The sequence below is a fragment of the Leifsonia sp. EB41 genome (genome assembly GCF_041262565.1).
In the GTDB taxonomy this organism is placed as follows: domain Bacteria; phylum Actinomycetota; class Actinomycetes; order Actinomycetales; family Microbacteriaceae; genus Leifsonia.
Window position 1 is genome coordinate 2,394,523 of record NZ_JBGCCJ010000001.1, and the last position, 24,403, is coordinate 2,418,925.

At 71.6% G+C, this 24,403-nt stretch carries 24 protein-coding genes; 10 read left to right on the forward strand and 14 right to left on the reverse strand.

All coding sequences use genetic code 11. The features are described 5' to 3' along the window. Positions 1 to 9: 9 nt before the first annotated feature. A complete protein-coding gene (locus tag ABH923_RS11880) occupies positions 10 to 993 on the forward strand; it encodes a 1,4-dihydroxy-2-naphthoate polyprenyltransferase (RefSeq protein WP_370055570.1) in 984 nt (327 codons plus the stop codon). Here the strand turns inward: ABH923_RS11880 and ABH923_RS11885 are convergent. Then, positions 981 to 1,295, reverse strand: coding sequence for a DUF4229 domain-containing protein (locus ABH923_RS11885; RefSeq protein ID WP_370055571.1), 315 nt, complete (start codon positions 1,293 to 1,295; stop codon positions 981 to 983). The two genes, ABH923_RS11880 and ABH923_RS11885, sit on opposite strands and share 13 nt — an antisense overlap. 42 nt (positions 1,296 to 1,337) lie before the next feature. Between ABH923_RS11885 and ABH923_RS11890 the strand changes: the two genes are divergently transcribed. Then, positions 1,338 to 1,691, forward strand: coding sequence for a PLD nuclease N-terminal domain-containing protein (locus tag ABH923_RS11890; protein ID WP_370055572.1), 354 nt, complete (start codon positions 1,338 to 1,340; stop codon positions 1,689 to 1,691). Then, complete coding sequence (menD, locus tag ABH923_RS11895; RefSeq protein WP_370055573.1) at positions 1,684 to 3,459, forward strand: 2-succinyl-5-enolpyruvyl-6-hydroxy-3-cyclohexene-1-carboxylic-acid synthase; 1,776 nt, start codon at positions 1,684 to 1,686, stop codon at positions 3,457 to 3,459. The genes ABH923_RS11890 and menD overlap by 8 nt, the downstream gene beginning before the upstream one ends. Positions 3,460 to 3,495: 36 nt before the next feature. Here the strand turns inward: menD and ABH923_RS11900 are convergent, their stop codons facing one another. Next, positions 3,496 to 4,422: a LysM domain-containing protein gene (locus tag ABH923_RS11900; protein ID WP_370055574.1), complete on the reverse strand. Its 927-nt coding sequence runs from the start codon at positions 4,420 to 4,422 to the stop codon at positions 3,496 to 3,498. A gap of 92 nt (positions 4,423 to 4,514) precedes the next feature. On the opposite strand from ABH923_RS11900, the gene ABH923_RS11905 reads away from it, so the two are divergent. Beyond that, positions 4,515 to 5,060, forward strand: a complete 546-nt coding sequence (locus ABH923_RS11905; protein ID WP_370057351.1) for an acyl-CoA thioesterase — start codon at positions 4,515 to 4,517, stop codon at positions 5,058 to 5,060. A gap of 26 nt (positions 5,061 to 5,086) precedes the next feature. Here the strand turns inward: ABH923_RS11905 and ABH923_RS11910 are convergent, their stop codons facing one another. Beyond that, entirely contained in the window at positions 5,087 to 6,457 is a 1,371-nt protein-coding gene (locus ABH923_RS11910; RefSeq protein WP_370055575.1) for an FAD-binding oxidoreductase, read from the reverse strand. 94 nt (positions 6,458 to 6,551) lie between these two features. On the opposite strand from ABH923_RS11910, the gene ABH923_RS11915 reads away from it, so the two are divergent. Next, positions 6,552 to 7,505 (forward strand): DNA-3-methyladenine glycosylase, encoded by a 954-nt coding sequence (locus ABH923_RS11915; protein ID WP_370055576.1) that lies wholly within the window; start codon positions 6,552 to 6,554, stop codon positions 7,503 to 7,505. A 34-nt stretch (positions 7,506 to 7,539) separates the two neighbouring features. On the opposite strand, the gene ABH923_RS11920 is transcribed toward ABH923_RS11915, so the two are convergent. The 3 genes from ABH923_RS11920 to ABH923_RS11930 all read right to left on the reverse strand — a co-directional run bounded on the left by ABH923_RS11920 (position 7,540) and on the right by ABH923_RS11930 (position 10,734). Beyond that, positions 7,540 to 8,094 carry an SRPBCC domain-containing protein gene (locus ABH923_RS11920; RefSeq protein ID WP_370055578.1) on the reverse strand — a complete coding sequence of 185 codons (555 nt, stop codon included), beginning with the start codon at positions 8,092 to 8,094 and terminating at the stop codon, positions 7,540 to 7,542. A gap of 134 nt (positions 8,095 to 8,228) precedes the next feature. Then, positions 8,229 to 9,818, reverse strand: a complete 1,590-nt coding sequence (locus tag ABH923_RS11925; protein WP_370055580.1) for a phytoene desaturase family protein — start codon at positions 9,816 to 9,818, stop codon at positions 8,229 to 8,231. Between the two features lie 10 nt (positions 9,819 to 9,828). After that, complete coding sequence (locus ABH923_RS11930; protein WP_370055581.1) at positions 9,829 to 10,734, reverse strand: LysR substrate-binding domain-containing protein; 906 nt, start codon at positions 10,732 to 10,734, stop codon at positions 9,829 to 9,831. Positions 10,735 to 10,982: 248 nt separating this feature from the next. On the opposite strand from ABH923_RS11930, the gene ABH923_RS11935 reads away from it, so the two are divergent. Continuing rightward, a complete protein-coding gene (locus ABH923_RS11935; RefSeq protein WP_370055582.1) occupies positions 10,983 to 14,612 on the forward strand; it encodes a proline dehydrogenase family protein in 3,630 nt (1,209 codons plus the stop codon). On the opposite strand, the gene ABH923_RS11940 is transcribed toward ABH923_RS11935, so the two are convergent. Together ABH923_RS11940 and ABH923_RS11945 are read right to left on the reverse strand one after the other, a co-directional pair. Then, positions 14,609 to 14,965, reverse strand: a complete 357-nt coding sequence (locus ABH923_RS11940) for a hypothetical protein (protein WP_370055583.1) — start codon at positions 14,963 to 14,965, stop codon at positions 14,609 to 14,611. The two genes, ABH923_RS11935 and ABH923_RS11940, sit on opposite strands and share 4 nt — an antisense overlap. Positions 14,966 to 15,001: 36 nt before the next feature. After that, complete coding sequence (locus ABH923_RS11945; RefSeq protein WP_370055584.1) at positions 15,002 to 15,277, reverse strand: hypothetical protein; 276 nt, start codon at positions 15,275 to 15,277, stop codon at positions 15,002 to 15,004. A 49-nt stretch (positions 15,278 to 15,326) separates the two neighbouring features. Between ABH923_RS11945 and ABH923_RS11950 the strand changes: the two genes are divergently transcribed. Continuing rightward, complete coding sequence (locus tag ABH923_RS11950) at positions 15,327 to 16,175, forward strand: aldo/keto reductase (RefSeq protein WP_370055585.1); 849 nt, start codon at positions 15,327 to 15,329, stop codon at positions 16,173 to 16,175. A gap of 45 nt (positions 16,176 to 16,220) precedes the next feature. On the opposite strand, the gene ABH923_RS11955 is transcribed toward ABH923_RS11950, so the two are convergent. The 5 genes from ABH923_RS11955 to ABH923_RS11975 all read right to left on the reverse strand — a co-directional run bounded on the left by ABH923_RS11955 (position 16,221) and on the right by ABH923_RS11975 (position 19,466). Then, positions 16,221 to 16,427 (reverse strand): ATP-binding protein, encoded by a 207-nt coding sequence (locus ABH923_RS11955; protein WP_370055586.1) that lies wholly within the window; start codon positions 16,425 to 16,427, stop codon positions 16,221 to 16,223. Next, a complete protein-coding gene (locus ABH923_RS11960) occupies positions 16,396 to 17,733 on the reverse strand; it encodes a histidine kinase dimerization/phospho-acceptor domain-containing protein (RefSeq protein ID WP_370055587.1) in 1,338 nt (445 codons plus the stop codon). The genes ABH923_RS11955 and ABH923_RS11960 overlap by 32 nt, the downstream gene beginning before the upstream one ends. Then, the gene (locus ABH923_RS11965) at positions 17,730 to 18,464 is read right to left on the reverse strand and encodes a response regulator transcription factor (RefSeq protein WP_370055588.1); all 735 of its coding nucleotides are present in this window, start codon (positions 18,462 to 18,464) and stop codon (positions 17,730 to 17,732) included. The genes ABH923_RS11960 and ABH923_RS11965 overlap by 4 nt, the downstream gene beginning before the upstream one ends. Positions 18,465 to 18,553: 89 nt before the next feature. Beyond that, positions 18,554 to 18,979: an SRPBCC family protein gene (locus tag ABH923_RS11970; RefSeq protein ID WP_370055589.1), complete on the reverse strand. Its 426-nt coding sequence runs from the start codon at positions 18,977 to 18,979 to the stop codon at positions 18,554 to 18,556. Between the two features lie 49 nt (positions 18,980 to 19,028). After that, positions 19,029 to 19,466: an Lrp/AsnC family transcriptional regulator gene (locus ABH923_RS11975; protein ID WP_345839942.1), complete on the reverse strand. Its 438-nt coding sequence runs from the start codon at positions 19,464 to 19,466 to the stop codon at positions 19,029 to 19,031. Between the two features lie 333 nt (positions 19,467 to 19,799). Between ABH923_RS11975 and rocD the strand changes: the two genes are divergently transcribed. From rocD to ABH923_RS11990, 3 genes are all read left to right on the forward strand, one after another. Then, complete coding sequence (rocD, locus tag ABH923_RS11980) at positions 19,800 to 21,062, forward strand: ornithine--oxo-acid transaminase (RefSeq protein WP_370055590.1); 1,263 nt, start codon at positions 19,800 to 19,802, stop codon at positions 21,060 to 21,062. Positions 21,063 to 21,148: 86 nt separating this feature from the next. Then, positions 21,149 to 22,666, forward strand: a complete 1,518-nt coding sequence (locus tag ABH923_RS11985) for a peptide MFS transporter (RefSeq protein ID WP_370055591.1) — start codon at positions 21,149 to 21,151, stop codon at positions 22,664 to 22,666. Positions 22,667 to 22,805: 139 nt separating this feature from the next. Further along, positions 22,806 to 23,468 (forward strand): MOSC domain-containing protein, encoded by a 663-nt coding sequence (locus ABH923_RS11990; protein ID WP_370055592.1) that lies wholly within the window; start codon positions 22,806 to 22,808, stop codon positions 23,466 to 23,468. 14 nt (positions 23,469 to 23,482) lie between these two features. Here the strand turns inward: ABH923_RS11990 and ABH923_RS11995 are convergent, their stop codons facing one another. Continuing rightward, the gene (locus ABH923_RS11995; RefSeq protein ID WP_370055593.1) at positions 23,483 to 24,367 is read right to left on the reverse strand and encodes a hypothetical protein; all 885 of its coding nucleotides are present in this window, start codon (positions 24,365 to 24,367) and stop codon (positions 23,483 to 23,485) included. Positions 24,368 to 24,403 lie beyond the last annotated feature (36 nt).

A 24,403-nucleotide genomic window follows, 5' to 3' on the forward strand; every position in this document is an offset into this window, starting at 1 on the left:
CCCACTGTGATGAGCCAGAACAACCCTCGAATGCAGCGGATGGCGCCGCCCCCGGCGCGCGGACCTCGTGGCGGGCGGAGCGGGCGACCGGGCGCCAAGGCCTCCGCCGTGCGTCCGGCCACGGCATCCGACTGGATCGCCGGCGCGCGGCTGCGGACGCTTCCGCTCGCTGTCGCTCCCGTGCTCATCGGCGTCGGCGCGGCGAAGGTCGTGGAGGGCGCGGGCATCTGGCACCCGATCCGCTCGCTGCTCTGCTTGGCGGTCGCCGTGCTGCTCCAGATCGGCGTCAACTACGCCAACGACTACTCGGACGGCATCCGCGGCACCGACCAGTACCGGGTCGGGCCGGGTCGCCTCACCAGCTCGGGCAAGGCCGCGCCCAAGAAGGTGCTCACTGTCGCCCTCACCTTCTTCGGCCTCGCGGCGGTCGCGGGGCTCATCCTCGTCCTGCTCACCCAACTCTGGTGGGTGCTCATCGTCGGGGCCGCTGCCATCGCGGCCGCCTGGTTCTACACCGGGGGCAAGCGTCCGTACGGCTATTACGGCCTCGGCGAGGTGTTCGTCTTCGTCTTCTTCGGGATCGTCGCCACGGCGGGCACGACCTACATGCTGGCGAAGACGGTGAACCAGGAGGCCTGGCTCGGCGGCGTGATCGCCGGACTCATCGCGTGCGCGGTGCTCATGGTCAACAACATCCGCGACATCGAGCCCGACCGGCTCGCCAAGAAGCGCACGCTCGCCGTCCTGCTCGGCAACCGCGCCTCCCGGATCGTGTTCTGCGTGTTCCTGCTCGTGCCGTTCGGCATCCTCGCGGTGCTGGCGCTGTTCTACCCGTTCGCGTGGTTCGGGATGTTCGCGCTGCTCGCGGCGCTGCCGGCGTGCGTCATCACCCTGTTCGGCAAGACGCCGCGCGAACTCATCACGGCGCTGCAGCTCACCAGCCTCACCGGGCTGCTCGTGGCGCTCGCGCTCGGCGCGGCCTACGCCTTCTGACCCGGCGCGTTCTTGTGGGCCTCGCCCGCAGCGGCCTCCGCCTGCGCGGCGTCGATCGCCTCGTCCTCGGCGTCGTCCGCTGACGGAGCCGGCTTGTCGCGGTGGCGTGCCGCGTACAGGTCGGACGCGACAGCGTGGCGCTGCTTGGCGAGCAGGATGTACGAGAGGCACAGGCCGATGAGGGCCGCGGCGATGACGGACGCGTACCAGACGATTCCGAGCAGAAGCAGGATCACGAGCGGCACCGCGAACAGCACGAGGCGCAGCACGGTGTAGGTCAACCAAGAGGGAATCCGCTTCACCCTCCCAGCTTAGGCAGACTCGCTGAGAGTTACGATGTAGGCATGGTTCGCCTCTGGATAGTCCTCGGCGTCGCAGCCGCGGTTTTCTACATCTATTCGGTGGCAGACTGCGCCCTCTTCGACCGTTCCAGGGTGCGTGGCCTACCCAAGCCCGTGTGGGTGCTCGTCATCGTCCTGTTCCCGATCATCGGCGGGATCCTCTGGTTCCTGATCGGCCGCGGCCGACGACGCACGGAGGTCGGCCGGAGGATCAGCGCCCCGGACGACGACCCCGCCTTCCTCGGCAAGCTCCGGATCGACCACGACCAGGAGGAGCGCATCCGCCGGCTCGAGAAGGAGCTGGCCGACCTCGACGACAACGGTCCGGACGACCAGACCGGCCGACGGGATGGGTGACCCGCGGGTCTCGGAAGAGCCCGCGGCGGTGGAGCAGACCGGGAACCCGGCGACCGACTACGCGCTCGCGCTCCTCGCCGGCTTCGTGGAGGCGGGTGTCTCCGACATCGTCGTGAGCCCGGGATCGCGCTCTCAGGCGCTCGCGCTCGCCGCGGCCGAACTCGAACGCGCGGGCGCCGCGCGGCTGCACGTGCGGATCGACGAGCGCGTCGGCGGCTTCCTCGCGCTCGGGCTGACCCGGGAGACCGGCGCCCCGACGGTGATCGTCACGACCAGCGGCACGGCGACCGCGAACCTCCACCCGGCCGTGCTGGAGGCGCACGAGGCCGGCATCCCGATGATCGTCGTCACAGCGGACCGGCCGAGCGAGCTGCGCGGCATCCGCTCGAACCAGACCACGCGGCAGGACGGGCTCTACGGGACCGTCGTGCGCGCCAGCCATGACGTCACGGCGCCCGTCGGCGCGGAGGGCGAGCAGGAGGAGGCACGGACGCTTGCGCGTTCCGCCGTCGAGGAGGCCGTGGGCGCGTCGACCGCGGATCCCGGGCCTGTGCACCTCAACGTCGGATTCCGCGAGCCGCTGTCGGTCGCGGTCCCGCCCGTGCGGGGAGTCGCCCCCGGCGACCTGCCGGCGACGGCCGGACCGGCGGCGCTCGGCCGTGAGGTCGTGGAGCTGCCGGATGGCCCGTTGACGGTCGTGGTCGCCGGAGCGGACGCCGGAGTCGCGGCGGCGGAGCACGCCCGCGCGGGCGGCTATCCGTTGCTCGCGGAGGTGTCGAGCGGCGCCCGCTTCGGGCCGGAGCTGGTGGTCGCGTACCGCGAGCTGCTGCGGGACGAGTCTTTCGGCGCCCGGGTCCAGCGGGCCGTCGTGTTCGGGCATCCCACGCTCAGCCGGGAGGTCCCGGCCCTGCTTCTGCGCGACGACGTCGAGGTGCTGGTCGTCGCGCCGACCGGTCGCGAAGCGTACAACCCGGGCCGGCGCGCACGGGTCGTCGGCGGAGTCAGTGCGCCCGCCGGCGTCGACCTCCGCAGCCCGGAGGTGCGGTCGTGGGTCGGGAGCTGGGTCTTCGCGAGCCGGCGCCTGACCGAGGAGGCCGAGCGGGCGGCAGACCCCGCGGCATCCGCCCCCGACGTCGAGAAGGCGCGATCGTACGAGCCGGCCGACGCGCTCGCGTTCGCGCGCGCCGAGCTGGCCGCTGTTCGCGCGCCGATCACCCGGCCGCTGCTGGCGGAGGCCCTCTGGCGGTACACCTGGCCGCACGACCGGCTCGTGCTGGGAGCGTCCCGCCTCATCCGGGACGCCGACCGGCTGGTTGCGGGGAAGAAGATCGTGGTGCACTCCAACCGTGGCCTCGCGGGCATCGACGGGACGATCGCGACGGCCACGGGCATCGCGCTCGCCGCCGAGGCGCGGGCGATGGAGGCCGGCGCTGCCGCAGGTGTCACCCGGGTGCTGCTCGGCGACCTCGCCCTGCTGCACGATGTGGGCGCGTTGCTCGGAGGGGCCGGGGAGGCGCGCCCACACCTGCAGGTCGTGGTCGGCAACGACGGCGGCGGGACGATCTTCGACGGGCTGGAAGTCGCGGCGACCGCGCCGGCCGAGGCGTTCGACCGGGTGCTGTACACGCCGCAGGCGGTCGACCTGTCGGCGCTCGCTCGCGCGTACGGCTGGGAGTACGGGCGTGCCCGCACCAAGGGTGAGCTCGACCAGGCGTTGTCGGCGCCGCCGGCGGGAGCGAGCATCCTCGAGGTGCCGCTGGCGCGCTGAGCGGTCGCGACCGTCGGGGAGGGAGAGCGAGTCCTCCTACAGGCTGTCCGGGTCCAGGTTGAGCGCCGTCGAGGCGAGCAGGTACTGGTTGCCGCCGTCGCCGGGCAGGTCCGGGTTGAGCCAGAGGAGCCACTCCACCGGGATGCCGAAACGATCCGCGACGGCCGTCGTCGTGTCGCCCTGCGCGACCTCGTAGCGTCGCGGGGCGCCGCTCGCGGTCTTCGCCGTCACCGCGCCGGCCGCGTTGGGCCGGGCTCCCGAGTCGACGGGGTGCACATTCGACGGACGGACAGGCACCGACCAGCGGACCGTGTCCACTGCGAGCACCTTGTCCGGGCCGAGCTCCTGCGGCACTCCGTCGAACGATGCCGCTGAGGAGTAGGTCACGAGCGTGCCGAGATAGGACGGCTGGCCGGCGCCGGCCAGCAGCGCCGTGGACGCCGCGGCAGGGGCGGAGGTCGGGCCGCCGAGCTGGTGGTCCCCGACGCCGTGATAGGTCAGGCCGTCGCCGACGCGCGGCGCGATGTCGATGAAGGTGACCGACACCGGGACCGGGACCGTCGAGGTGAAGTTCGAATACTGCGCCGAGTAGGTGTTGTCCCCGTTCGAGACCACCCGGTAGTGGAAGTGGATGCTGCCCTTGGGCGACGCGACGCTCGCCTCCGCGACCACGGTGCCGGCCGGGACCGGCGTCAGCGTCGGCGGCGGAACCGGCGTCGGCGTGGGTGTGGGAGTCGCCGTCGCCGTGCCGTAGCTGCGCTCGTCCGCCATCGGCGTCGTGGTGGGTTTCGGCGTCCGCGAGTGCGTCGGCGCGGCGGCCGGTCGGCCTCCGCCCGCGAACAGCGCGCAGCCCGCCAGCACCGAGACGACGGCGACAGCGGTGACCGCGACGGCCGCCGTCCGTCGAGCGCGTGCGCGAGCGGCTTTCGACGCAGTGAGACCCCGGAATATTCGATTCAGCACGATTTCCCCCTCGCAGAACCCTAGCGGGCTTGGAGAGGGTCCACAACGAAGATGAGGAGCGCTTGGCGCATCACTAACATGACGGCGTGCACATGATCTTCCGGACGATGCTCCACGCATTCCTCTCCCGGTTCGGCGCGCGCCTCGACCACTGGGACGTGGCCCGCACCCGCTTCCGGGTGCTGCCGACGGACCTCGACATCCTCAAGCACATGAACAACGGCGTATACCTGTCGATCGCCGATATCGGGCGGTTCGACCTGCTTCGCAGGAACGGCGTCTGGGGGATCTTCGAGCAGCGTGGCTGGTATCCGGTGGTCGCGTCGGAGACCATCTCGTTCCGCAAGTCGCTGGAGCTCTGGCAGTCGTTCGTGGTCGAGTCGCGCATCCTCGGTTTCGACGAGAAGGCCGTCTACGTCGAGCAGCGCTTCACGGTCGACGGCGAGATCTACACCCAGGCTTTCATCCGCGGCCGCTTCCTGAAGCGCAGCGGTGGCGTGGTCTCCATCGAGGAGCTGCTGGAGGCCGTCGGGCCCGCGCCGACCGATTTCACCATCCCGGAGTGGCTGCTGGAGTGGGGCGCGGACGCAGCGCTGCCCTCGACGCGTGCGGAGGCGCCGAGCGTCTGGGCCGATTGAGCTGTGGGCCGACTGAGCGCTGCCGCTCAGGCCGGACCGAACGCGAAGACGCCCTCCGGGTCGTAGCTGGCGCGCGCCTCGGTGAGCCGAGCGCCCACGTCGGCCGGCCAGGAGGCCGCGAACGTGGCAGGGTCGGTCAGGTCGGCCGCCCAGTTGACGTTGGTGACCGCGGAGATGCGGTGCTCCAGCGCGCGGGAGATCGCCTCTGCCGACGCGGGCGCGGCGGAGTCGAAGGTCGCGGGATCGGCAGCGATGGCGCTCAGGGTGAAGCCGCTGTCGCGTCCGCCGACCGCCGTGCCGTCGTTCGTGTCGCGCCGGGCTGCACCGCCGAGCTGGCGGATCTCCACGGCGAGGAAGGGCGAGTCGACCTTCGGGCCGGCGACGTCGAGCAGGGCGTCGCCGTCCGCGGCGTCGAAGTCGTCGAGCATGAAGCCGCGGATCCAGGCCGGGGAGCCCTCCTCCGGGTCATTGTGGATGGTCGCGACAGCCGTCGTCGGGATCTCGCCCACGAAGTCGAGGAAGACCGGCGCCGCCGAGCGGATGGGGGCGAACAGGCGCTCGCCCTCCGCTGCGTCGCCCGGGTAGGCGAACCGCACGCTCAGCACGGTGCGTCCGCGCAGCGGCGGAGGCGGCCCGTCGACGTCGGGGATGCGCAGCAGGACGACGGAGGTGGTGGCCACCTCGCCGAGCGAGCCCGCCCAGTCGACCCACGCGCGGAAGGCCGGCTCGATGGCCTCGCCCTCGAAGAACACGCTGCCCGCGTAGAGGGTGGTGAGCGGCACCAGTTCGAGCGTCATCTCCGTGACGACACCGAGGCCGCCCTTGCCGCCGCGGAGCGCCCAGAACAGCTCAGAGTGCGAATCGGCGTCGGCCGTCACGATCTCGCCCTCTGCGGTGACGACGCGGAATCCGCGCACCCAGTCGGCGGTGAAACCGTGCGTGCGGGCGAGCGGGCCGAGGCCTCCGCCGAGCGTGTAGCCGACCGCGCCGACGCTGGTCGAGGAGCCGGTGACCGGGGCCAGCCCGAACTCGGCGGACGCGACGATGACCGGCGCCCAGCGGACTCCCGCGCCGAGCCGGACGAGCCGGGACGCGGGATCGACGTCGATGGCGTCGAGTGCGCGGGTGGAGACGATGAGGCCGCCGATGATCGGGGCCTCCGAGCCGTGGCCGGTGGCCTGGACGCGTACCGGGAGGCCCTGCTCGCGGGCGAAACGCACGGCCTCCGCGACGTCCTCCTCGCCGGCGACGGCGACCACGACATCCGGGTCGTGGATGACGGTGGGATTGAAACAGGCGACTTCGGCGGCGAGCCCCTCGTCGCCGCGCACGTAGACGGTTCCGTGGACGCGGTCGCGGAGGCGCGCGACGGCGTCGGCTTCGATCTCGATTCCCATGAGGCGAACCTAGGGGAGGCCACCGACACGCGGCCAGCCCCGTCGTCGGCGCCGCAGTGCGCCGCAGTCAGCCGCGTGACGTAGCATGCCGTGCATGACCGCCGTGCTCCCCGCCGACGCCCCCTCCGGGCGCGCCGTGGAGACCGTGTACCGCCCGGACGGTCCACTGGACCTCTCCGGCACGCTGGGCCAGCTCGGCCGCGGGGCGTACGACCCGACGACCACCTGGGACCTCGGCGGGATGTGGCGCACCTGGCGCACACCGGAGGGGCCTGCGACGCTCCGCGTCCTCCGGCCCGCGGCCGACGGCAGTGTCGCGGCGGCGGCGTGGGGTCCCGGCGCGCACTGGGTGATCTCCGCAGTGCCCGGGCTGCTCGGCCGCGGCGACGACTGGTCGGCGCTCGACGTCGGGTCGCATCCGCTGCTGAGGCAGAGCCTGCATCGCAACCCCGGGCTCCGTCTGACGCGCACGGGGCTCGTGCTGGAGGCGCTCCTCCCGGCGATCATCGAGCAACGGGTCACCAGCCTGGAGGCCTACCGCTCCTGGGCGCGGCTGCTGCGCTGGTACGGCGAGCCGGCGCCGGGGCCCGCGCCGGAGGGGATGCGGGTGGTGCCCACGCTCCAGCAGTGGCGCGGCATCCCGTCGTGGGACTGGCATCGCGCCGGGGTGGATCCGCGGCGCGCCCGTGCCGTCCAGGCGGTGCTCGTGCTGGCTCCGTCGCTGGAGCGCGCGATCGGCGCCGCCGCCTCCCTCGACGCCGCGGAGACCGCCCTCCGCACCATCTCCGGCGTCGGGCAGTGGACCGCGGCCGAGACCCTGCAGCGCTCGCACGCGCATCCCGACCTGGTCAGCGTCGGCGACTACCACCTGGCGCATCAGGTCGGCGAGGCGCTCACCGGCTCGCGCGTGGACGACGACGGCATGCTCGAACTGCTGGAGCCGTGGCTCGGCCAGCGTCAGCGCGTCGTGCGGCTGATCCTGGCCAGCGGGTTCCGGTTCCAGCGCCGGGGGCCGCGCATCACGCTGCAGGACCACCGCTGGCACTGAGCGGCGGCCGGAGCTGCAGCCGGCGCAGGAGTGCTCAGCCGGTGGTGCCGTTCCGCTGCGCGGTCTGGTGCTCGACGCGGATGTCGTGGTCCAGCTCGCGGCACAGCGTCTCGTAGTGCTCGCGCATCGCCGGGTAGTAGTCGTCCCAGCTCGGCAGCGGCTTGCCGTTGTGCGCCGCCACGAGGCGGTCGAGGTAGTAGTCCCAGCCGATGCAGTAGTCCGCCGAGGTGCCGACCGCGCGCAGGCGCTGGCCGAAAGTGACGGTCGTGTGACCGCTCGCCTCGGTCAGGTGGACGAACATCACGAGCGAGTCCGGCGCTTGGCCGACGTCGACGTGGAGGCGGTGCGGGGCGTCGCAGAGCATGACGGCGACGTTCTGCCACTCCGCGCCGTCGCCCTCGGCGTTCATCCGGAACTTGACCGCGCCGGTCGAGCCCGTGCCGGTGTACTCCCCGATCCACTCGGCAAGCCGGGGAGACCTGCTGAAGTAGGTCCACACCTCCTCGATCGGAGCTTTGAAGATGCGGTCGAGCACCACGTACACTCCGTCGTCCTTGCGTACGAGTCGTCCTGTCGGCTGCGGCATCATGGTGACCTCCTACAGAGTCCCCCTCGTGATCCACACACTAGTCACCGGTTCGCGATTCCGGCAGGGGGCCACGCCTGGGTGTCGCGTGCGAGTCCTTCCAGTCCTCGAAGGCCAGACATCGCAGGCGAGTGCGATCAGCCCTCCAGGACCGCCATCGCCGCGTTGTGGCCGCCGAGCCCGCTCACCGCGCCGCCGCGGCGCGCTCCCGAGCCGCAGAGCAGGATGCGCGGGTGCCGTGTCGCGACGCCCCAGCGCTCGGCCGGGGTGCGCAGGTCGTCGCCGTCCTCCGCGAACGGCCAGGACAGCGGTCCGTGGAAGATGTTGCCGCCCGGCATGTTGAGCGCGTGCTCGAGGTCGCGGGTGGTCTTCGTCTCGATGCACGGGTTGCCGTCGCCGTCGGTGAGCAGGAGGCTCTCGACCGGCTCGGCCAGCACCGAGTTCAGGGAGGCGAGCACGGCGTCCTGGAGCCGCTGGCGGGTGGCGTCGTTGTTGTCGTCGGTCAGCCAGCGGTCGGGGGTGTGCAGGCCGAACACCGTGATGGTGTGCGCGCCGCTCTCCGCGAGCTCGGGGTCCAGGATGCTCGGGTCCGCGAGCGTGTGGCAGTAGATCTCGCAGGGCAGGAGCTCCGGCATCACGCCGCGCAGCATCCCGTCGTGGGCGGACTCGAGCTGCGTGAGCGTCTCGTTGATGTGGAACGTGCCGCCGAACGCCGCGGCCGGGTCCACCGACTCGTCGCGCAGCCGCGGCAGCCGCTCCAGGAGGAGGTTGACCTTGACCTGGGCGCCCTCCGCGCGCGGACGGGGCGGGTCGGCGGTCTCGCCCAGGAGGCGGTCGAGCACATCCGGAGCGACGTTGACGAGCACGGTGCCGCCGTCCACCCGGCGCTCGTGGCCGTTGCGCGTGTAGGAGACGGTGCCGTCCGGGCTGATGGAGGTGACCTCCGCGCCCGTGACGATGCGCGCGCCTGCCTCGCGGGCGACGCGGGCCAGCTCGCCGGTCACCGAGCCCATGCCGCCGACCGGGACGTCCCACTCGCCGGTGCCCTGACCGATCACGTGGTAGAGGAAGCAGCGGTTCTGGGACAGGTCGGGGCTGTCGACGCTGGCGAACGTGCCGATCAGCGCGTCCGTCGCCGCGACGCCGCGCACGAGGTCGTTGCGGAGGCGGGACTCGATGAAGCCGCCGATCGGGCGCTCGATGAGCGCGTCCCAGAGCTCGTCGTCACCGACGAGGGCCTTCGCCTCGCTGCGGGTGAGCAGAGGCTCGGTGACCGTGGGCCAGAGCGCGCGGGCCACGGCGCCCGTGGACTCGTAGAAGCGGTCGAACGCCTCGGCGTCGTCGGCGGCGCCGATCCGGGCGAAGGACGCAGCGGTGGCCTCCGCATCGGTGTTGTCGATGAGGAGGCCCGCGCCATCGGGGTCGCCGGGCACCGGCGTATAGGAGGAGTAGCGCCGCCGGGCCAGCCGGATGTCGAGGCCGAGGTCTTCGATGATCCGCTGCGGCAGCAGGCTGACCAGATAGGAGTAGCGCGACAGCCGGGCCTCCACGCCGGGGAACGCCTGGGCGCTCACGGCCGCGCCGCCGACGTCGTCCAGTCGCTCGAGCAGGATGACGCTGCGTCCTGCTTTGGCGAGGTAGGCGGCGGCAGTGAGGCCGTTGTGCCCGCCGCCGACGATCACGACATCGTGGCTCGCGGCTGCGGGAGAGGCTGCGGGGTCGGTCATGGCTCAGAGCCTAAGGGATGTGCTCCGGGGGCACCGCCTCGGCCAGCGCCCGGCGGGCGGCGACCACGCCGGGGGCCGACGCCGACGAGCGCCGCGCGGACGTGAAGATGGTGCGCCGGGGCGATCCGGGGAGGGGGAGGAGCGCCACTTCGGGCCGCGCGCCGGCCCAGACCAGGTCGGGGAGGAGGCCGACCGCGTTGCCCGACGCGACCAGCCGGATGTGCGTCACCAGGTCGGCGGTCTCGAACCGCACATCCGGCTCGAAGCCGGCGGCGCGGCAGAGCTGGACGGCCCAGGTGCGCGACACCGTCCCCTCCGGCTCCAGCACCCACGGGAGGTCGGCGGCGTGCGTGAGGGAGGTCGCGCGGATGCGCGCGGCGCGGTCGGCCGAGGTGGCGAGGTGGATGCCGTCGGCGGCCAGTGCGGTGCGGTCGAGGTCCGCGCGGAGCGGTCGGGTGCTGCCGGGGTACTGCTCGGCGACGGCGAGGTCGAAGTCACGTGCCGAGACGTCGAAGAGGCCCTGCTCGGGCTCCCGCTCGGTGACCTCCACCCGCAGTTCGGGGTAGTCGCGGGCGAGGGCCGCGACTGCCGCAGGGAGGATCGCGTGGGCGGCGGACTGGAAGACCGCGACTCGGACGACCCCGGCCACGGTCGCGGCGGAGCCGGCGACGGCGGCCTCCGCGGAGTCGAGGGCGTCGAGGATGGCGGCGGCGCGCTGGGCGAGCAACTCGCCCTGCGGCGTGAACTGCAGGCGGCGTCCGGACTTCACGAGGAGGACGGCGCCTGCCTCGTGCTCCAGCGTGGCGAGCTGCTGGGAGACGGAGGACGGGCTGTAGGAGAGGGCCGCCGCGACGCCGGCGACGGTGCCGCGGATCCTCAGTTCGTGGAGGAGGCGGAGTCTGCGGATGTCGAGCATGCCAACCATTCGGTCTAGGTGAACGATATTGTTCGGAAACGTTCGCTATTGCCGATGGTAAACCACGTCGAGAATGTATCCACAGGCATCGGCGACTGCGACTTATCCACGGATTCCCGGACATCGCGCATCGCCTCAGGAGCGAGGAATACAGTCGTGGACATGGTTGAAGACACGGACGACGCACGCACGCTGCGGACCGAGGCGCCGAGCGCGCCTGTGGCCGGCGCGCACGCTGCCGGCGAGGTGTGCCGCCCGCGCAACTGGCTCAGGAGGCCGTCGAGCTCGTCCGGCGCTGGCTCGCCGAGAGCGCCCGCAGCGGCCAGGCCGCACCGCGCGATCCCGCCGCCGAGCGACTGGCCGGCGTGCTGCGCGACCCGCGCGGGCTCGACTTCGCGGTCGGGTTCGTCGACGGTGTGGCACGGCCGCAGGACCTGTTCGTGGCCGGATACAACCTCCAGCGGGTCGCCAAGAAGATCCCGGCCTTCCTGCCCTGGTACATGCGCGCGGCCATCTGGCTCGGCGGAGTCTTCGGGCCGGTGCTGCCGTGGGTCGTCATCCCGATCGCGCGGCGCGTGCTGCGCAGCATGGTCGGGCACCTGGTGGTCGATGCGACGCCCGAAAAGCTCGGGCCGGCGATCGCGCACCTGCGCTCGCCGAGGGACCCGGAAGGGCACGGCGCGCGCCTCAACCTCAACCTGCTCGGCGAGGCCGTGCTGGGCGAGGAGGAGGCCGCTCGGCGGCTGGAGGGCACGCGTGCGCTCCTGTCCCGCGACGACGTGGACTATGTCTCCATCAAGGTGTCGTCCATCGCCTCCCAGCTCTCGATGTGGTCGTTCGACGAGACGGTCGACCGGGTCGTGGAGCGGCTCGTGCCGCTGTACGAGCTCGCCGCGGCCTCGCCGTCGCCCAAGTTCATCAACCTCGACATGGAGGAGTACCGCGACCTCGACCTCACGATCGCGGTCTTCGAGCGCATCCTCGGCCGCCCGGGGCTGCTCGGGCTGGAGGCGGGGATCGTCCTCCAGGCGTACCTCCCCGACGCGTTGGACGCACTCCAGGGGCTGACGGAGTGGGCCGCGCAGCGCCGCGCCCAGGGCGGCGCGCCCATCAAGGTTCGCGTCGTGAAGGGCGCGAACCTCGCGATGGAGCGCGTGGACGCAGCGATCCACGGCTGGCCGCTCGCGACCTACGGGAGCAAGCAGGCGACCGACACCAACTACAAGCGCGTCCTCGACTGGGCGCTGACCCCGGAGCACGCCGACGCCGTCAAGATCGGCGTCGCCGGGCACAACCTGTTCGACGTCGCGTACGCCTGGCTACTCGCCTCGCACCGCGGCGTGACCGGCCGCATCGACTTCGAGATGCTTCTCGGCATGGCGACGGAGCAGGCGGAGGCCGTCAAGCGCACGGTCGGGCAGCTCCTGCTCTACACGCCCGTGGTGGACCCGGGCGAGTTCGATGTCGCGATCTCGTACCTCATCCGCCGGCTGGAAGAGAACGCGAGCCAGGAGAACTTCATGTCGGCCGTGTTCGAGCTGGGCTCGGACCGCGGGCTGTTCGACCGGGAGCGGGACCGCTTCCTGGCGTCGGTCGCCGAGCTGGCGGCGGACGCCTCGCCGCGCGGGGCGGCTCCGCTGCCCAACCGGCAGCAGGACCGCTCGCGCGAGTGGGAGCAGGAGACGGCGGAGTCGTTCACGCGACCGCCTGCGGTGGACGCGGAGGCGTCGCTCGGCAGTGGCTCGGCAGCGCCGGAGGAGGGGCTCACCAGCGTCGTGCTGGGGCTGACCCGGGGGTCGGGTGGGGTCACGCTGGAGCCGCCCGCCGTCGCGGGCGCCGCTTCGACCGGATTCCAGAACACCGCGGACACCGACCCGTCGCTCGCGGCGAACCGGGCGTGGGGGCGGCGCATCCTGGCCCGCTCGGCCACCAGCGACCTGGGCGTCAACACCATCGCGGCGGCGGAGGTCACGGACGCCGGTCACCTCGACCGCATCCTGACCGCCGTCCGCTCGTCGGGCGCCGCGTGGGGCACCCGGCCGGGCTCCGAGCGCGGAGCCGTCCTCGACCGGGCGGGGCACGCGCTGGAGGCCAACCGCGACCGCCTGATCGAGGTCATGGCGAGTGAGACGGGCAAGACGATCGCCGAGGCGGACGTCGAGGTGAGCGAGGCCGTCGACTTCGCGCACTACTACGCCTCGCTCGCGCGCGAGCTCGACGCGGTGCAGGGCGCGGTGTTCGTGCCCTCCGCGCTGACGGTCGTCACGCCACCGTGGAACTTCCCCGTCGCGATCGCCGCCGGCGGCGTGCTGGCGGCGCTCGCCGCGGGCAGCGGTGTCGTCATCAAGCCGGCCCCGCAGGCACGTCGTGCCGCGGCCGTCATGGTCGAGGCGCTGTGGGAGGCCGGCATCCCGCAGGACCTGCTCGCGCTCGTCGACGTCGCGGAGAACGACCTCGGGCGGCGGCTCGTGGCGGACCCCCGCGTCGACCGCGTCATCCTGACCGGCTCGTATGAGACGGCCAAGCTGTTCCGTTCCTGGCGGCCGGAGCTCCCGCTGCTCGCCGAGACGAGCGGCAAGAACGCCATCATCGTCACGCCGAGCGCCGACTACGACCTCGCCGTGGCCGACATCGTGAAGAGCGCGTTCGGCCACGCCGGGCAGAAGTGCTCGGCGGCGAGCCTGGTCATCCTCGTCGGCTCCGCAGCGCGTTCCGAACGCTTCCGCAACCAGCTGGTGGACGCGACGAAGAGCATGCGCGTCGGCTACCCGCAGGACCCGGTGAGCCAGATGGGGCCGCTGATCGAGCCCGCATCCGGCAAGCTGCTGCACGCGCTGACCACCCTCGGCGCCGACGAGGAATGGCTCGTCGAGCCGCGCCCCCTCGACGACACCGGCCGCCTGTGGTCACCGGGCATCCGCACCGGCGTGCAGCCGGGGACCTACTTCCACCTCACCGAGTTCTTCGGCCCGGTGCTCGGGATCATGACCGCGAGCAGCCTCGAAGAGGCGATCCGGTACCAGAACGCGATCGAGTACGGCCTCACCGCCGGCCTCCACTCGCTCGACTCCGACGAGCTGGCGCAGTGGCTCGAGACGGTGGAAGCGGGCAACCTCTACGTCAACCGCGGCATCACGGGTGCGATCGTGCGGCGTCAGCCGTTCGGCGGCTGGAAGCGCTCGTCGGTCGGCGCCGGCACCAAGGCGGGCGGCCCCAACTACCTGCTCGGCCTCGGCTCCTGGCAGCCGGAGTCGGGCGCGTCCAGCTCCAGCCTCCACCTGCGCGGTCTGGAGCCCCGTGTCCAGGACCTGATCGAATCCGGGCAGTCATCGATGGACTACCCCGCGTTCGACCTCGTCCGCCGCTCGGCGCTCAGCGACGCGATCGCGGTGGCCACCGAGTACCACCAGGCGAAGGACGTCTCCGCGCTCGGGGTGGAGCGGGACATCTTCCGCTACCGGCCGGTCCCGGTCGCCATCCGGCTCTCGGAGGGCAGCGGCCTGCCCGAGCTGCTGCGCGTGATGGCGGCGGCGACGGTCGCGCGGTCGGCGTTCACGGTGAGCACGAGCATCGCGCTGCCGCGCGGAACGCAGCAGCTCCTCAAGGCCCGTGAGGTGGAGGTCGTGGTCGAGACGGACGAGCACTGGCTGTCGCGCGTGCGGGGCCGCCGTATCGCGGCCCACCGCATCCGCCTCATCGGCGGTGACCCGGTGGCGCTCGCGACGGCTCTCGGCGGGACGCCGGACGTCGCTGTCCACAGCGGTGCGGTCACCCCGTCCGGGCGGATCGAGGTCCTGCCGTTCCTCCACGAGCAGGCCATCTCGATCACCAACCACCGCTTCGGCAACCCGACGACGTTCTCGGAAGGGGTGATCTAGGGGGTTACCGGGCCGTCGGGCAGCTCCCACGAGTGCGACTGCGGCCAGCGCGCCGGGATGCTGCCGGTCGTGCGGCGATGGAGGTCGCCGTTATCGCTGACCCACACGTGCATGCGGCGGTAGACGGTCGGGTACGTCGAGCCGGTGAGGAAGCCCGCCGTGAGGAGGGCCGGGAGCCACACCAGTGGGTTGATCACTTCCAACGCCATGCGCCAGGGCGGCGGCATGACGAGATGGCGCAGCCACATCTCCTCGGCGCGCAGATCGCCGTCGAGATGCCAGTCGTCGTTCATGCGGCGCATCAGCTCCGTCCGAAGCTTCTGCTGCGCCATCGTGTGCATGGTGTCGATCATGCCGTAACCGGCGATCGGAACCGCTGAAGCGACGCGCTACTCCTCCTCTTCCTCCAGCTCGAGGAGTTCGTCGGCGGCGTCGCGGTTGCCGAGAGCCGCCAGCCGGCGCAGCTCGTCGAGATCGCCGCGCTCGGCGGCGAGTTCGACCAGGGCATCCTCGGCGTCGGAGCTGCCGGCGTCGGCGAGTCGCCGCAGGAGGGCGAGGTCCTCGGCCTCGATGGCGGCCTCGACGGCGAGGGCGACGGCGTCCGGATCGGACGGCAGCGGGACGTCGGTCGGCGGGCCGGGGTCCGGCGGGGGTGTGGCGGGCATGGCACTCCTTCCGATGAGCGCCACCTTACCCGGGGCTACGCTGAGGCGCATGACCGAGAACCCGCCCACAGCCGCCGTGCCCGCGATCCCCCTCAACGCCGGGACCAGCATCCCGCAGCTCGGCCTCGGGACCTGGCCGCTCGACGACGCGGAGGTCGAGCGCGCCGTCGTCGCGGCGGCCGGGCTCGGCTACCGCCACGTCGACACCGCGGCCAAGTACGGCAACGAGACCGGCGTCGGCCGGGGCGTGCGCGGCAGCGGGCTCGACCGCGAGGAATGGTTCGTCACGACCAAGCTCGACGGCGGCTACCAGGGCGACGACCGCGCCGTCGCCGGGCTCGACGCGAGCCTCGGACGGCTCGGACTCGACTACGTCGACCTCCTGCTCATCCACTGGCCGCTGCCCGGACGCGACCGGTACGTGTCCACCTGGGAGACCTTCATCCGGCTCCAGGAGAGCGGCAAGGCGCGCGCGATCGGCGTCTCCAACTTCAAGCCCGGCCACATCGACCGGCTCATCGCCGAGACCGGGGTGACGCCCGCGGTCAACCAGATCCAGCTCAGCCCGGCCATCCCGCGCCGCGAGCAGCGCGCGTACGGGTCAGAGCACGGCATCGTCACCGAGTCGTGGAGCCCGATCGGCGGCTCCGGCGACCTGCTCGCGGCGCCGGTGCTCGCGGAGGTCGCGGCGAAGCACGACCGCACTGTGGGGCAGATCGTGCTCCGCTGGCATGTCCAGAACGGCCTCGTCGCCATCCCGAAGTCGCGCAACCCCGAGCGGATGGCGGAGAACCTCGCGGTCTTCGACTTCGAACTCGACGCGGACGACATCGCGGCGATCGACAGCCTGGACGAGGGGCCGGACGCGGGAGTGGACTCCGACCACACCGGGCACTGACGCGGCGGCACTTCTGCGCGCCCGTCGACCCGCGTCAGTCCCGCGTCAGACCCGGACGAGCGGCAGCCGCACCGTCACCACGAGACCGCCGGTCGGCGCGTTCGCAAGCTGGACCGAGCCTCCCGCTGCGCCTGCCAGCGCCGCCACGATCGCCAGGCCGAGGCCGCCGCCTCCACCGGCGCGGGAGGTGGTGCGGGCCCCGTCGGCGCGGGTGAAGCGGTCAAGGGCCACCGGGATGAACTCCTCCGGCATCCCCGGGCCCGAGTCGTGCACGGTGAGCACCACCCACTCCGGCTCCACGCGCAGCGCGGGCGCTCACGACATCCTCCACCGCGGCCGGCCGCGGCTCCGGCGGCACGACCTCGATCGGGCCGTCCACTACGTCGCTCAACCGCGGCACCGGCCCGGTGTCCGAGCGGGCGTCCCTGGCGCGGATCGCCGTGATCGCGTTGCCGAGCAGGTTGTCGAGGATGCGCCCGAAGTCCGTGGGCGAGAGCGCAACCCTGGCGTCCGCGCTCGGTCGACGCTTGGGGTCGTACTCGAAGTCCACCGAGATCGAGCCGACATCCTCGGCGCTGCTGACCAGGAGTCGAGCGCGGTCGATCGCGTCGGTCAACTCGTCCACCAGCGTGCGCCAATCGATGCGGCCGCTGGACGGGCCGGCCTCGATCCGCGAGAGCTCCAGCAGGTTGTTGGCGAGCGTGCCCAGGCGCAGGGCGGTCGAGTGGGAGGAGCGGATGTCGTCCAGCAGCGCGTCGGCGTCGCCCGCGTCCAGCTCGGCCAGCTCCAACTGTCCGCGCAGCACGGCCAGCGGCGTGCGCAGCTCGTGGCTGGCGTCCGACACCATCTGCCGCTCGCGGTCGGCGGACGCCCGCAGCCGGCGGATCAGGTCGTTCAGGGTGGTCGCCAGCTCGGACAGCTCGTCCTGGGCCGGGCCCACCGTCAGCAGGCCCGCGGCGTCATCGGTCCCCGTCGGCTCGCCGCCGGCGATCCGGTCGGCCTGCTCGCGCATCCGGCTCACCGGTCTCAGCGCTGTGCGGGCCAGCAGCCACGACGCCCCGCCGAAACCGAAGATGAGCACACCGGCGCCGATCAGCAGCGCGAGGGTGAGGCGGTCGAGGATGAGCGAGGTGGTCTCGTCGTTGCGCGCGGCGACCACGTGCATCGTGCCGCGCTTGGTGACCACCGGCTTCACGAGCACCTCGTAGGTGTCGTCCTGGATCTGCACCGTCGTCGCCGAGGGCGGGAAGGACAGCAGGTGGTCGATCCGGTTCTCCAGCCCCGTCGGCAGCGTGGAGTCGAGGATGACGCCGTTCGAGTCGACGATGCCGAGCTCCTGGCCGCCGCCGGGCAGGTCGAACGGCCCGGACGGGTTCGCCAGCACCGACGCGGCGGGGGCGGTGACGTCGTTGTTGAGGAGAGTGACGGTCGCGTTGTGGAGGATGGAGGACACCCCCACCCGGATGACCACCACCGCGACCAGGCCGAACAGGGTGGCGACGATGAGACTGCCGATCGTGATGCGCGCGGAGATCGACAGGCGCCGCAGCCAGGTCACGGCGCCGGCGTCTCCGTCGTCGCCTTGGCCTCGGTCTTGTCGCCCTTCGACTCCAGTGCGTTCTTCGCGTCCAGCCGGTAGCCGCGGCCGCGCTCCGTCACGATGGACAGGCCCGCGCCCGCCAGGTCGAGCTTCTTGCGCAGGTAGGAGACATACTGGTCGATGACGTTGGTGCCGATGTTGTCCGTCGTGCCCCACACCGACTCGAGGATGTCGGCGCGCGACAGCGTCTTGTCGGGGTTCGTGGCGAACAGCCGGAGCAGAGTGAACTCCCGGCGACTGAGCGGCATCTCGTGCCCGGAGACCAGCGCCTGGTGCTCGTGCGAGTCGATGGTGAGCCGGCCGACGCTGACCTGCGGCCGCATCCCGGTCGGTTCCCGGCGCAGCAGCGCGCGCACACGCGCGGCCAGCTCGGCGAACGCGAACGGCTTGGTCAGGTAGTCGTCGGCGCCCGAGTCGAGGCCGTGCACGCGGTCCTCGATGGCGTCGCGCGCCGTGAGGAGCAGGATCGGCATCGGGTTGGCGGCCTCCCGGATGTGCCGGCACAGCTCGAAGCCGCTCATCCCGGGCAGCATGACGTCGATCGCGGCGGCGGAGAAGGTGTCCCCGCGCAGCGCGATGAGGGCGTCGACGCCGTTGGTGACCAGGGTGACGTCGTATCCTTCGGCGGCGAGACCCCGCTCGACGAGGCCTCCCATGTCCGGATCGTCTTCGACAACGAGCAGCTTCATGCGCCCATCGTGCCACTGATCGCCGTGGTCGCGCTCGGATCGGAGGGTCGGCGGCTTGACGTCTGCTGAATGTTTTCGCAGAACGGTCGTCAGGTTTCCTCCACCACGGACTTGAGCGAGCCCAACGTCATGCCCCAGTTCTCGCTCATCCGCTCGGCCTCCGCCGTGTCGGCGCAGCCGTCCTGGGTGATGGTCACCTCGGTGCCGCCTGCGTCGTCGGCGAGCAGGTAGGAGACGGTCTGGTAGCTCTCCGGAACGTCCGGTTTGCCGCTCAGCGGGCTGTAGTAGCTGGAGACGAGGCGCTCGCCGGGGACGACCTCCAGGATCGTGCCCTTGTCCTCGTACGGCTTGCCCTCCCACTCGCCGCGGTAGCGGATCGGGCTGCCTTCCTGCCAGTCTGTCTCCACGCGGCTGCCGAACAGGTAGCGCGCGATCGTGTCGGGGTCGGTGATGGCGTGCCAGACGTCGGCGCGCGGGACGTCGACGTGGATGGTCGCTCGTGCTGTCGTGGTCATGGGGACAGCATCCACCCGTCGGCCACCGGCGGATAGAAGATTCGCGACGTCAGCTGTTGCCGCGGTTGATGAGCCGGGAGAGGACGATCGCGCTGCGGGTGTGGTCGACGTTCGGCGCCAGGCGCACCTTCTCGAGTGCGGCCTCCAGGCTCGGGATGTCGCGCGAGCGGATGTGGACGATCGCGTCGGCGCTTCCGGTGACGGTGCCCGCGTCGACGACCTCCGGGACCGCGGAGAGGATGCGCAGCAGCTCCTCGGGTGAGACGGTGCCGCGGCAGAACAGCTCGACGTAGGCCTCGGTGCTCATCCCGTCGATGGCCGGGTCCACCTGGATGGTGAAGCCGCGGATGACGCCGTCCCCGACCAGCTTGTCGACGCGGCGCTTGACCGCCGAAGCGGACAGGCCGACGACCCCGCCGATGTCGCCGTAGCCGGCGCGCGCGTTCTGACGGAGCAGGTCGAGGATGCTGCGATCGAGGTTGTCCACGGCGCAAGCATACGGTGAATCTTTGCGCGGAGGTGGAGGTTACGCGGGAATCGTGCGCGATTTCGCAACGGATGAGCGCGATGGTGAATCGGGTTGCGTTCGTCTCGAAATGCCCGCACGAATGCTGCGAATCGTGGCCTTGTGCGGCGATTTCGTGCGCGAAGACGCAGCCAATCGCCGACATCCGCGTGTGAGACTAGCTCACAGCTTCGGTGGCGCGCCGTGACGTCCCGGCCGGCGATGACGCCTGCCCGCGACGGCTGGGCCCGTCGCCGACCTCCGCACGACGACCTGCCGCACGATGGCGTGCCGCACGACCCAGAGAGGACGACCATGACCGACACCGTCGCCCACCGCATCCACCCGTCCACCCCCGCGCCGACGGGGCGCCAGGCCCAGGCGATCGCGCTCGAGGACGAGCACGCGGCGCACAACTACCATCCGCTCCCCGTCGTCATCGCGGAAGGACAGGGCGCCTGGGTCACCGACATCGACGGCCGCCGCTACCTGGACTGCCTGGCCGCGTACTCAGCCGTCAACTTCGGCCACTCCAACCCGCTGCTGCTGGACGCCGCACGTGCCCAGCTCGACCGGATCACGCTCACCAGCCGCGCCTTCCACAACGACCAGCTCGGCCCGTTCGTCACCGAGCTCGCCGCGCTCGCCGGCAAGGACATGGTGCTGCCGATGAACACGGGCGCGGAGGCCGTCGAGACCGCGATCAAGGTGGCGCGGGCGTGGGGCTACCGGGTGAAGGGCGTGCCGGACGGGCGCGCGAACATCGTCGTGATGGCGGGCAACTTCCACGGCAGGACCACCACGATCGTGAGCTTCTCCGACGATCCGGATGCGCGTGACGGGTTCGGACCGTACACGCCGGGATTCCGCAGCGTGCCGTACGGGGACGCCGCCGCCGTCGCCGACGCGATCGACGCCGACACGGTCGCGGTGCTGGTGGAGCCGATCCAGGGCGAGGCGGGTGTCGTCGTGCCGCCGCCGTCGTTCCTCCCCGCACTGCGCGCGCTGTGCGACGAGCGACGCGTTCTCCTGGTGGCCGACGAGATCCAGTCGGGTCTCGGACGGGTCGGGGCGACGTTCGCGTGCGACCTGGTGGGTGTCGTGCCCGACCTCTACCTGCTCGGCAAGGCGCTCGGCGGCGGGATCGTCCCGGTGTCGGCGGTCGTCGGGAACCGCGACGTGCTGGGCGTCCTCCACCCGGGCGAGCACGGGTCGACGTTCGGCGGGAACCCGCTGGCCGCCGCGGTCGGCCGCGCCGTCGTCGCACTGCTCGCGACCGGTGAGCCCCAGGAGCGAGCCGAACTCCTCGGCCGCCGCCTCCACGGCGACCTGGCGCGGCTGATCGGCCACGGAGTGCAGGAAGTGCGCGGCGCGGGCCTCTGGGCGGGCATCGACATCGACCCTGCGCTCGCCACGGGGCGCGAGGTGTGCGAGCTGCTGATGGAGCGCGGGGTGCTCGCGAAAGATACGCACGGCTCGACCATCCGGCTGGCGCCGCCGATCGTGGTGGAGCCGGGGGACCTCGACTGGGCGGTGGAGCAGTTGGAGGGGGTGCTGCGGGAGTTGGGGGAGAGGTGAAGGTGGTTATCCTCCTGTGGAGTCTTACGTACAGAATGTGAATCCCGGGGTTCACCTCTGCGTCGGGTAGTGGCAACATGGGCGCCATGAGTAACACCCACAGATCCAACGGACCCGAAGGCGAAGCGGAGGACGGCGGAGCGACCGCCACCACCACCGCCCCCACCGACTCCAGTCACGGGTTCTTCGGGCAGCCGCGCTCGCTCGCCAACATCTTCGGGGTGGAGATGTGGGAGCGGTTCTCCTTCTACGGGATGCAGGGCATCCTTCTCATCTACTTGTACTACAGCACGGCCAAGGGCGGCCTCGGGATCGACCAGGCGACCGCTGCCGGCATCGTCGGCGCATATGGCGGTGCGGTCTACCTTTCCACGATCCTCGGTGCGTGGCTGGCGGACCGGCTGTTCGGTTCCGAGCGGGTGCTGTTCTGGAGTGCTGTCGTCATCATGGCGGGGCACATCTCTCTCGCCCTGCTGCCCGGTGTCGCCGGCGTGATCGTCGGTCTCCTCCTGGTCGCCGTCGGCAGCGGTGGCTTGAAGGCGAACGCGACGCGCATCGTCGGGACGCTCTACGACGAGCACGACTCCCGTCGTGACGCAGGGTTCTCGCTCTTCTACCTCGGCATCAACCTGGGCGCGTTCTTCGGGCCGCTGCTGACCGGGCTGCTGCAGTCCACGCTCGGCTTCCACTGGGGCTTCGCGCTCGCCGCGGTCGGGATGGCGATCGGCCTCATCCAGTACTCGCTGGGTCGCAAGCGCCTCCCCGATCTCGCGCGCGAGGTGCCGCACCCGCTGCCGCGCACGCGTCTCCCGCTGGTGATCGGGATCGGCGTGGCCGGCGTCATCGTCATCGTCGCCCTCGTCCTCACCGGGCTCATCAACGCGATCAACCTCGCCCTCTGGGTCATCGGCATCACCATCGTCGCGGCGATCGCCTACTTCGTCGTCATCCTCAGCTCGAAGCTGCTGAGCGGCACGGAGCGCAGCCGGATCGTCGCCTTCATCCCGCTCTTCATCACGAACGCGGCGTTCTGGTCGCTGTACCAGCAGCAGTTCACAGTGGTGACGATCTACTCCGACAAGCGGCTCGACCGGATGCTGTTCGGGTGGGAGTTCCCGGTCTCGTGGGTGCAGTCCATCAACCCGATCTTCGTCATCATCCTGTCCGGCGTCTTCGCGGCGATCTGGACCAAGTGGGGTGCGAAGCAGCCGTCGACGCCGCTGAAGTTCGCGGCCGGGACGGTCGTCATGGGCCTGGCGTTCTTCCTCTTCCTGTTCTGGGTCGGCGGCGGAGCGAACAGCACGCCGCTGCTCGCGATGATCGGCATCCTGCTCGTCTTCACGATCGCGGAGCTGCTGATCTCGCCGGTCGGCCTGTCGGCGTCGACGAAGCTGGCGCCGCACGCGTTCCAGGCGCAGATGGTGGCGCTGTACTTCCTGTCGGTGGCGCTGGGGACGGCGATGTCGGGGCAGCTCGCGAAGCTGTACTCGCCGGCGACGGAGGGCATCTACTTCGGGGTGATCGGCGCGGTCGCGGTGGTGATCGGCGTGGTGCTGGCGGTGATGAGTCCGTGGGTGCTGCGGATGATGCGCGGGGTGCGGTAGAGCCCGTCGGCAACGGAGGAGATCGCGAGCGACACTCCGTGGCGTAGCAGTGAACGGAGGAGATCGGCGGCCGGTGTGGCCGGATCTCCTCCGTTGCCGACGGGAGCGGGGCGCGGGCGCGTGCGGGCATACTGGGGGCATGGGTGAACGGGGTGACGGGGCTCGGGTTCTTGCGGTGTGCCGGGTAGCGCAGCTGCGGCCGGATGACGGCAACGTGGGTGTGACGGCGATCGACAAGCAGCCGGTGGAGTCACGGCTCAAGGTGCGCGGGCTCGGACTCTACGGCGACGTGCAGGCCGACCGCAAGCACCACGGCGGCTCCACGAAGGCGCTCTACGCGTACGCCGACGAGGCCGCCGCGTGGTGGGCCGCGGAGCTCGGCCGGCCCATCCCGCCCGGGCTCTTCGGCGAGAACCTGCGGACGTCCGGCCTGGACGTCGACGGCGCCGAGATCGGCGAGCGCTGGCGGATCGGCGAGAAGCTGGTGGTCGAGGTGACCTGTCCGCGCACTCCGTGCGCGACGTTCCAGCGCCGGATGGGCGAGCCGCAGTGGGTGCGCCGGTTCAGCGAGGCGGGGCGAGTGGGCGCGTACCTGTCGGTCGTGCACGCCGGGACGGTGGGCGCGGGCGACGCGGTGGAGGTCGTGCGGCGGCCGGGACACGGCGTGACGATCGCGTCGTGGTTCACGGCGGCGGACGCCGACCAGGCCGAGGCGCTGATGGCGGCGGAGGCCGCCGGTGGGCTCGAACTCGCACGGGAGATGCGGGAGTCGATCGCGACGGTGCGCGGCCGCGCGGCGTGACGCGCGGAGGCCGCCTAGTCCTCGTCCAGCCCCAGCTCGCGCCGCCAGTGCGCGAGGAACTCCGCTCCGGCGGTGTCGTGCACAGCGTCGCCGATCGTGATGACCTCGTACGGCCGGTCCAGCACACCGTCGGCCGGCCGCACATCCACGTGGGCGACCTCCCGGCCGGTGCTGTGGACGTAGTCGGCCATCTTGTAGTCGCTGCGGGAGTCGCCGATCGACCTCCAGCGGTGCGGCAGCGCGCCGCGCTCGGCGAAGTAGTCGAACGCGCGCTGGGCGCCGCGGTCTTTGTCGAGCAGCACGGACTCGATGTCGGTGGAGATGATCGTCGGGTCGATGCGGAAGGGAACATCCCCCGCAGCGTCCGGGACGACGCGCTCGCCGTAGCGGAGCCCGAGGCCCAGGCCGGTCAGGAGGTCGAAGGCGGCGTCCTGGAAACGGGACTGGGCCTCCTGGTACGTCTCCGCGTCGACATCGGTGCGCTGCTCGACGGAGATCATCGCGCGCTTCGTCTCGTCGAAGAACATCGTGTCGGCGAAACGCTCCCGGACCAGCGTCCGGATGCCGTCGACCGCCGCAGCGGGGAGGGCGACCGACGCGTCGACCGCGACCTCACCCATCCCGTCACCCGTGATCGGCGCCCACGCGCCGCCCTTCTCGAACACGCCGAACATCCGCGCGCCGTGCGACTCCAGCGCGTCGCCCAGGCCCGCGTCGCACAGCGGAGCGACCACCTGGTGGCGGATGAAGTCGCCGGAGCGGCCGGTGATGAACGCGATCGGCACGCCCGCGGCCGTCATCGCGACCAGGTCGGTGACGATGCTGCGGATGGCGATGGTCCGGGTGACGGGGCTGGCGATCGGGCCGTCGACGTCGAAGAGGAGTCCGAGGTTGTGCACGCTCCATTCTCCCGCGCGGGACGAGTGCGCCCCGAA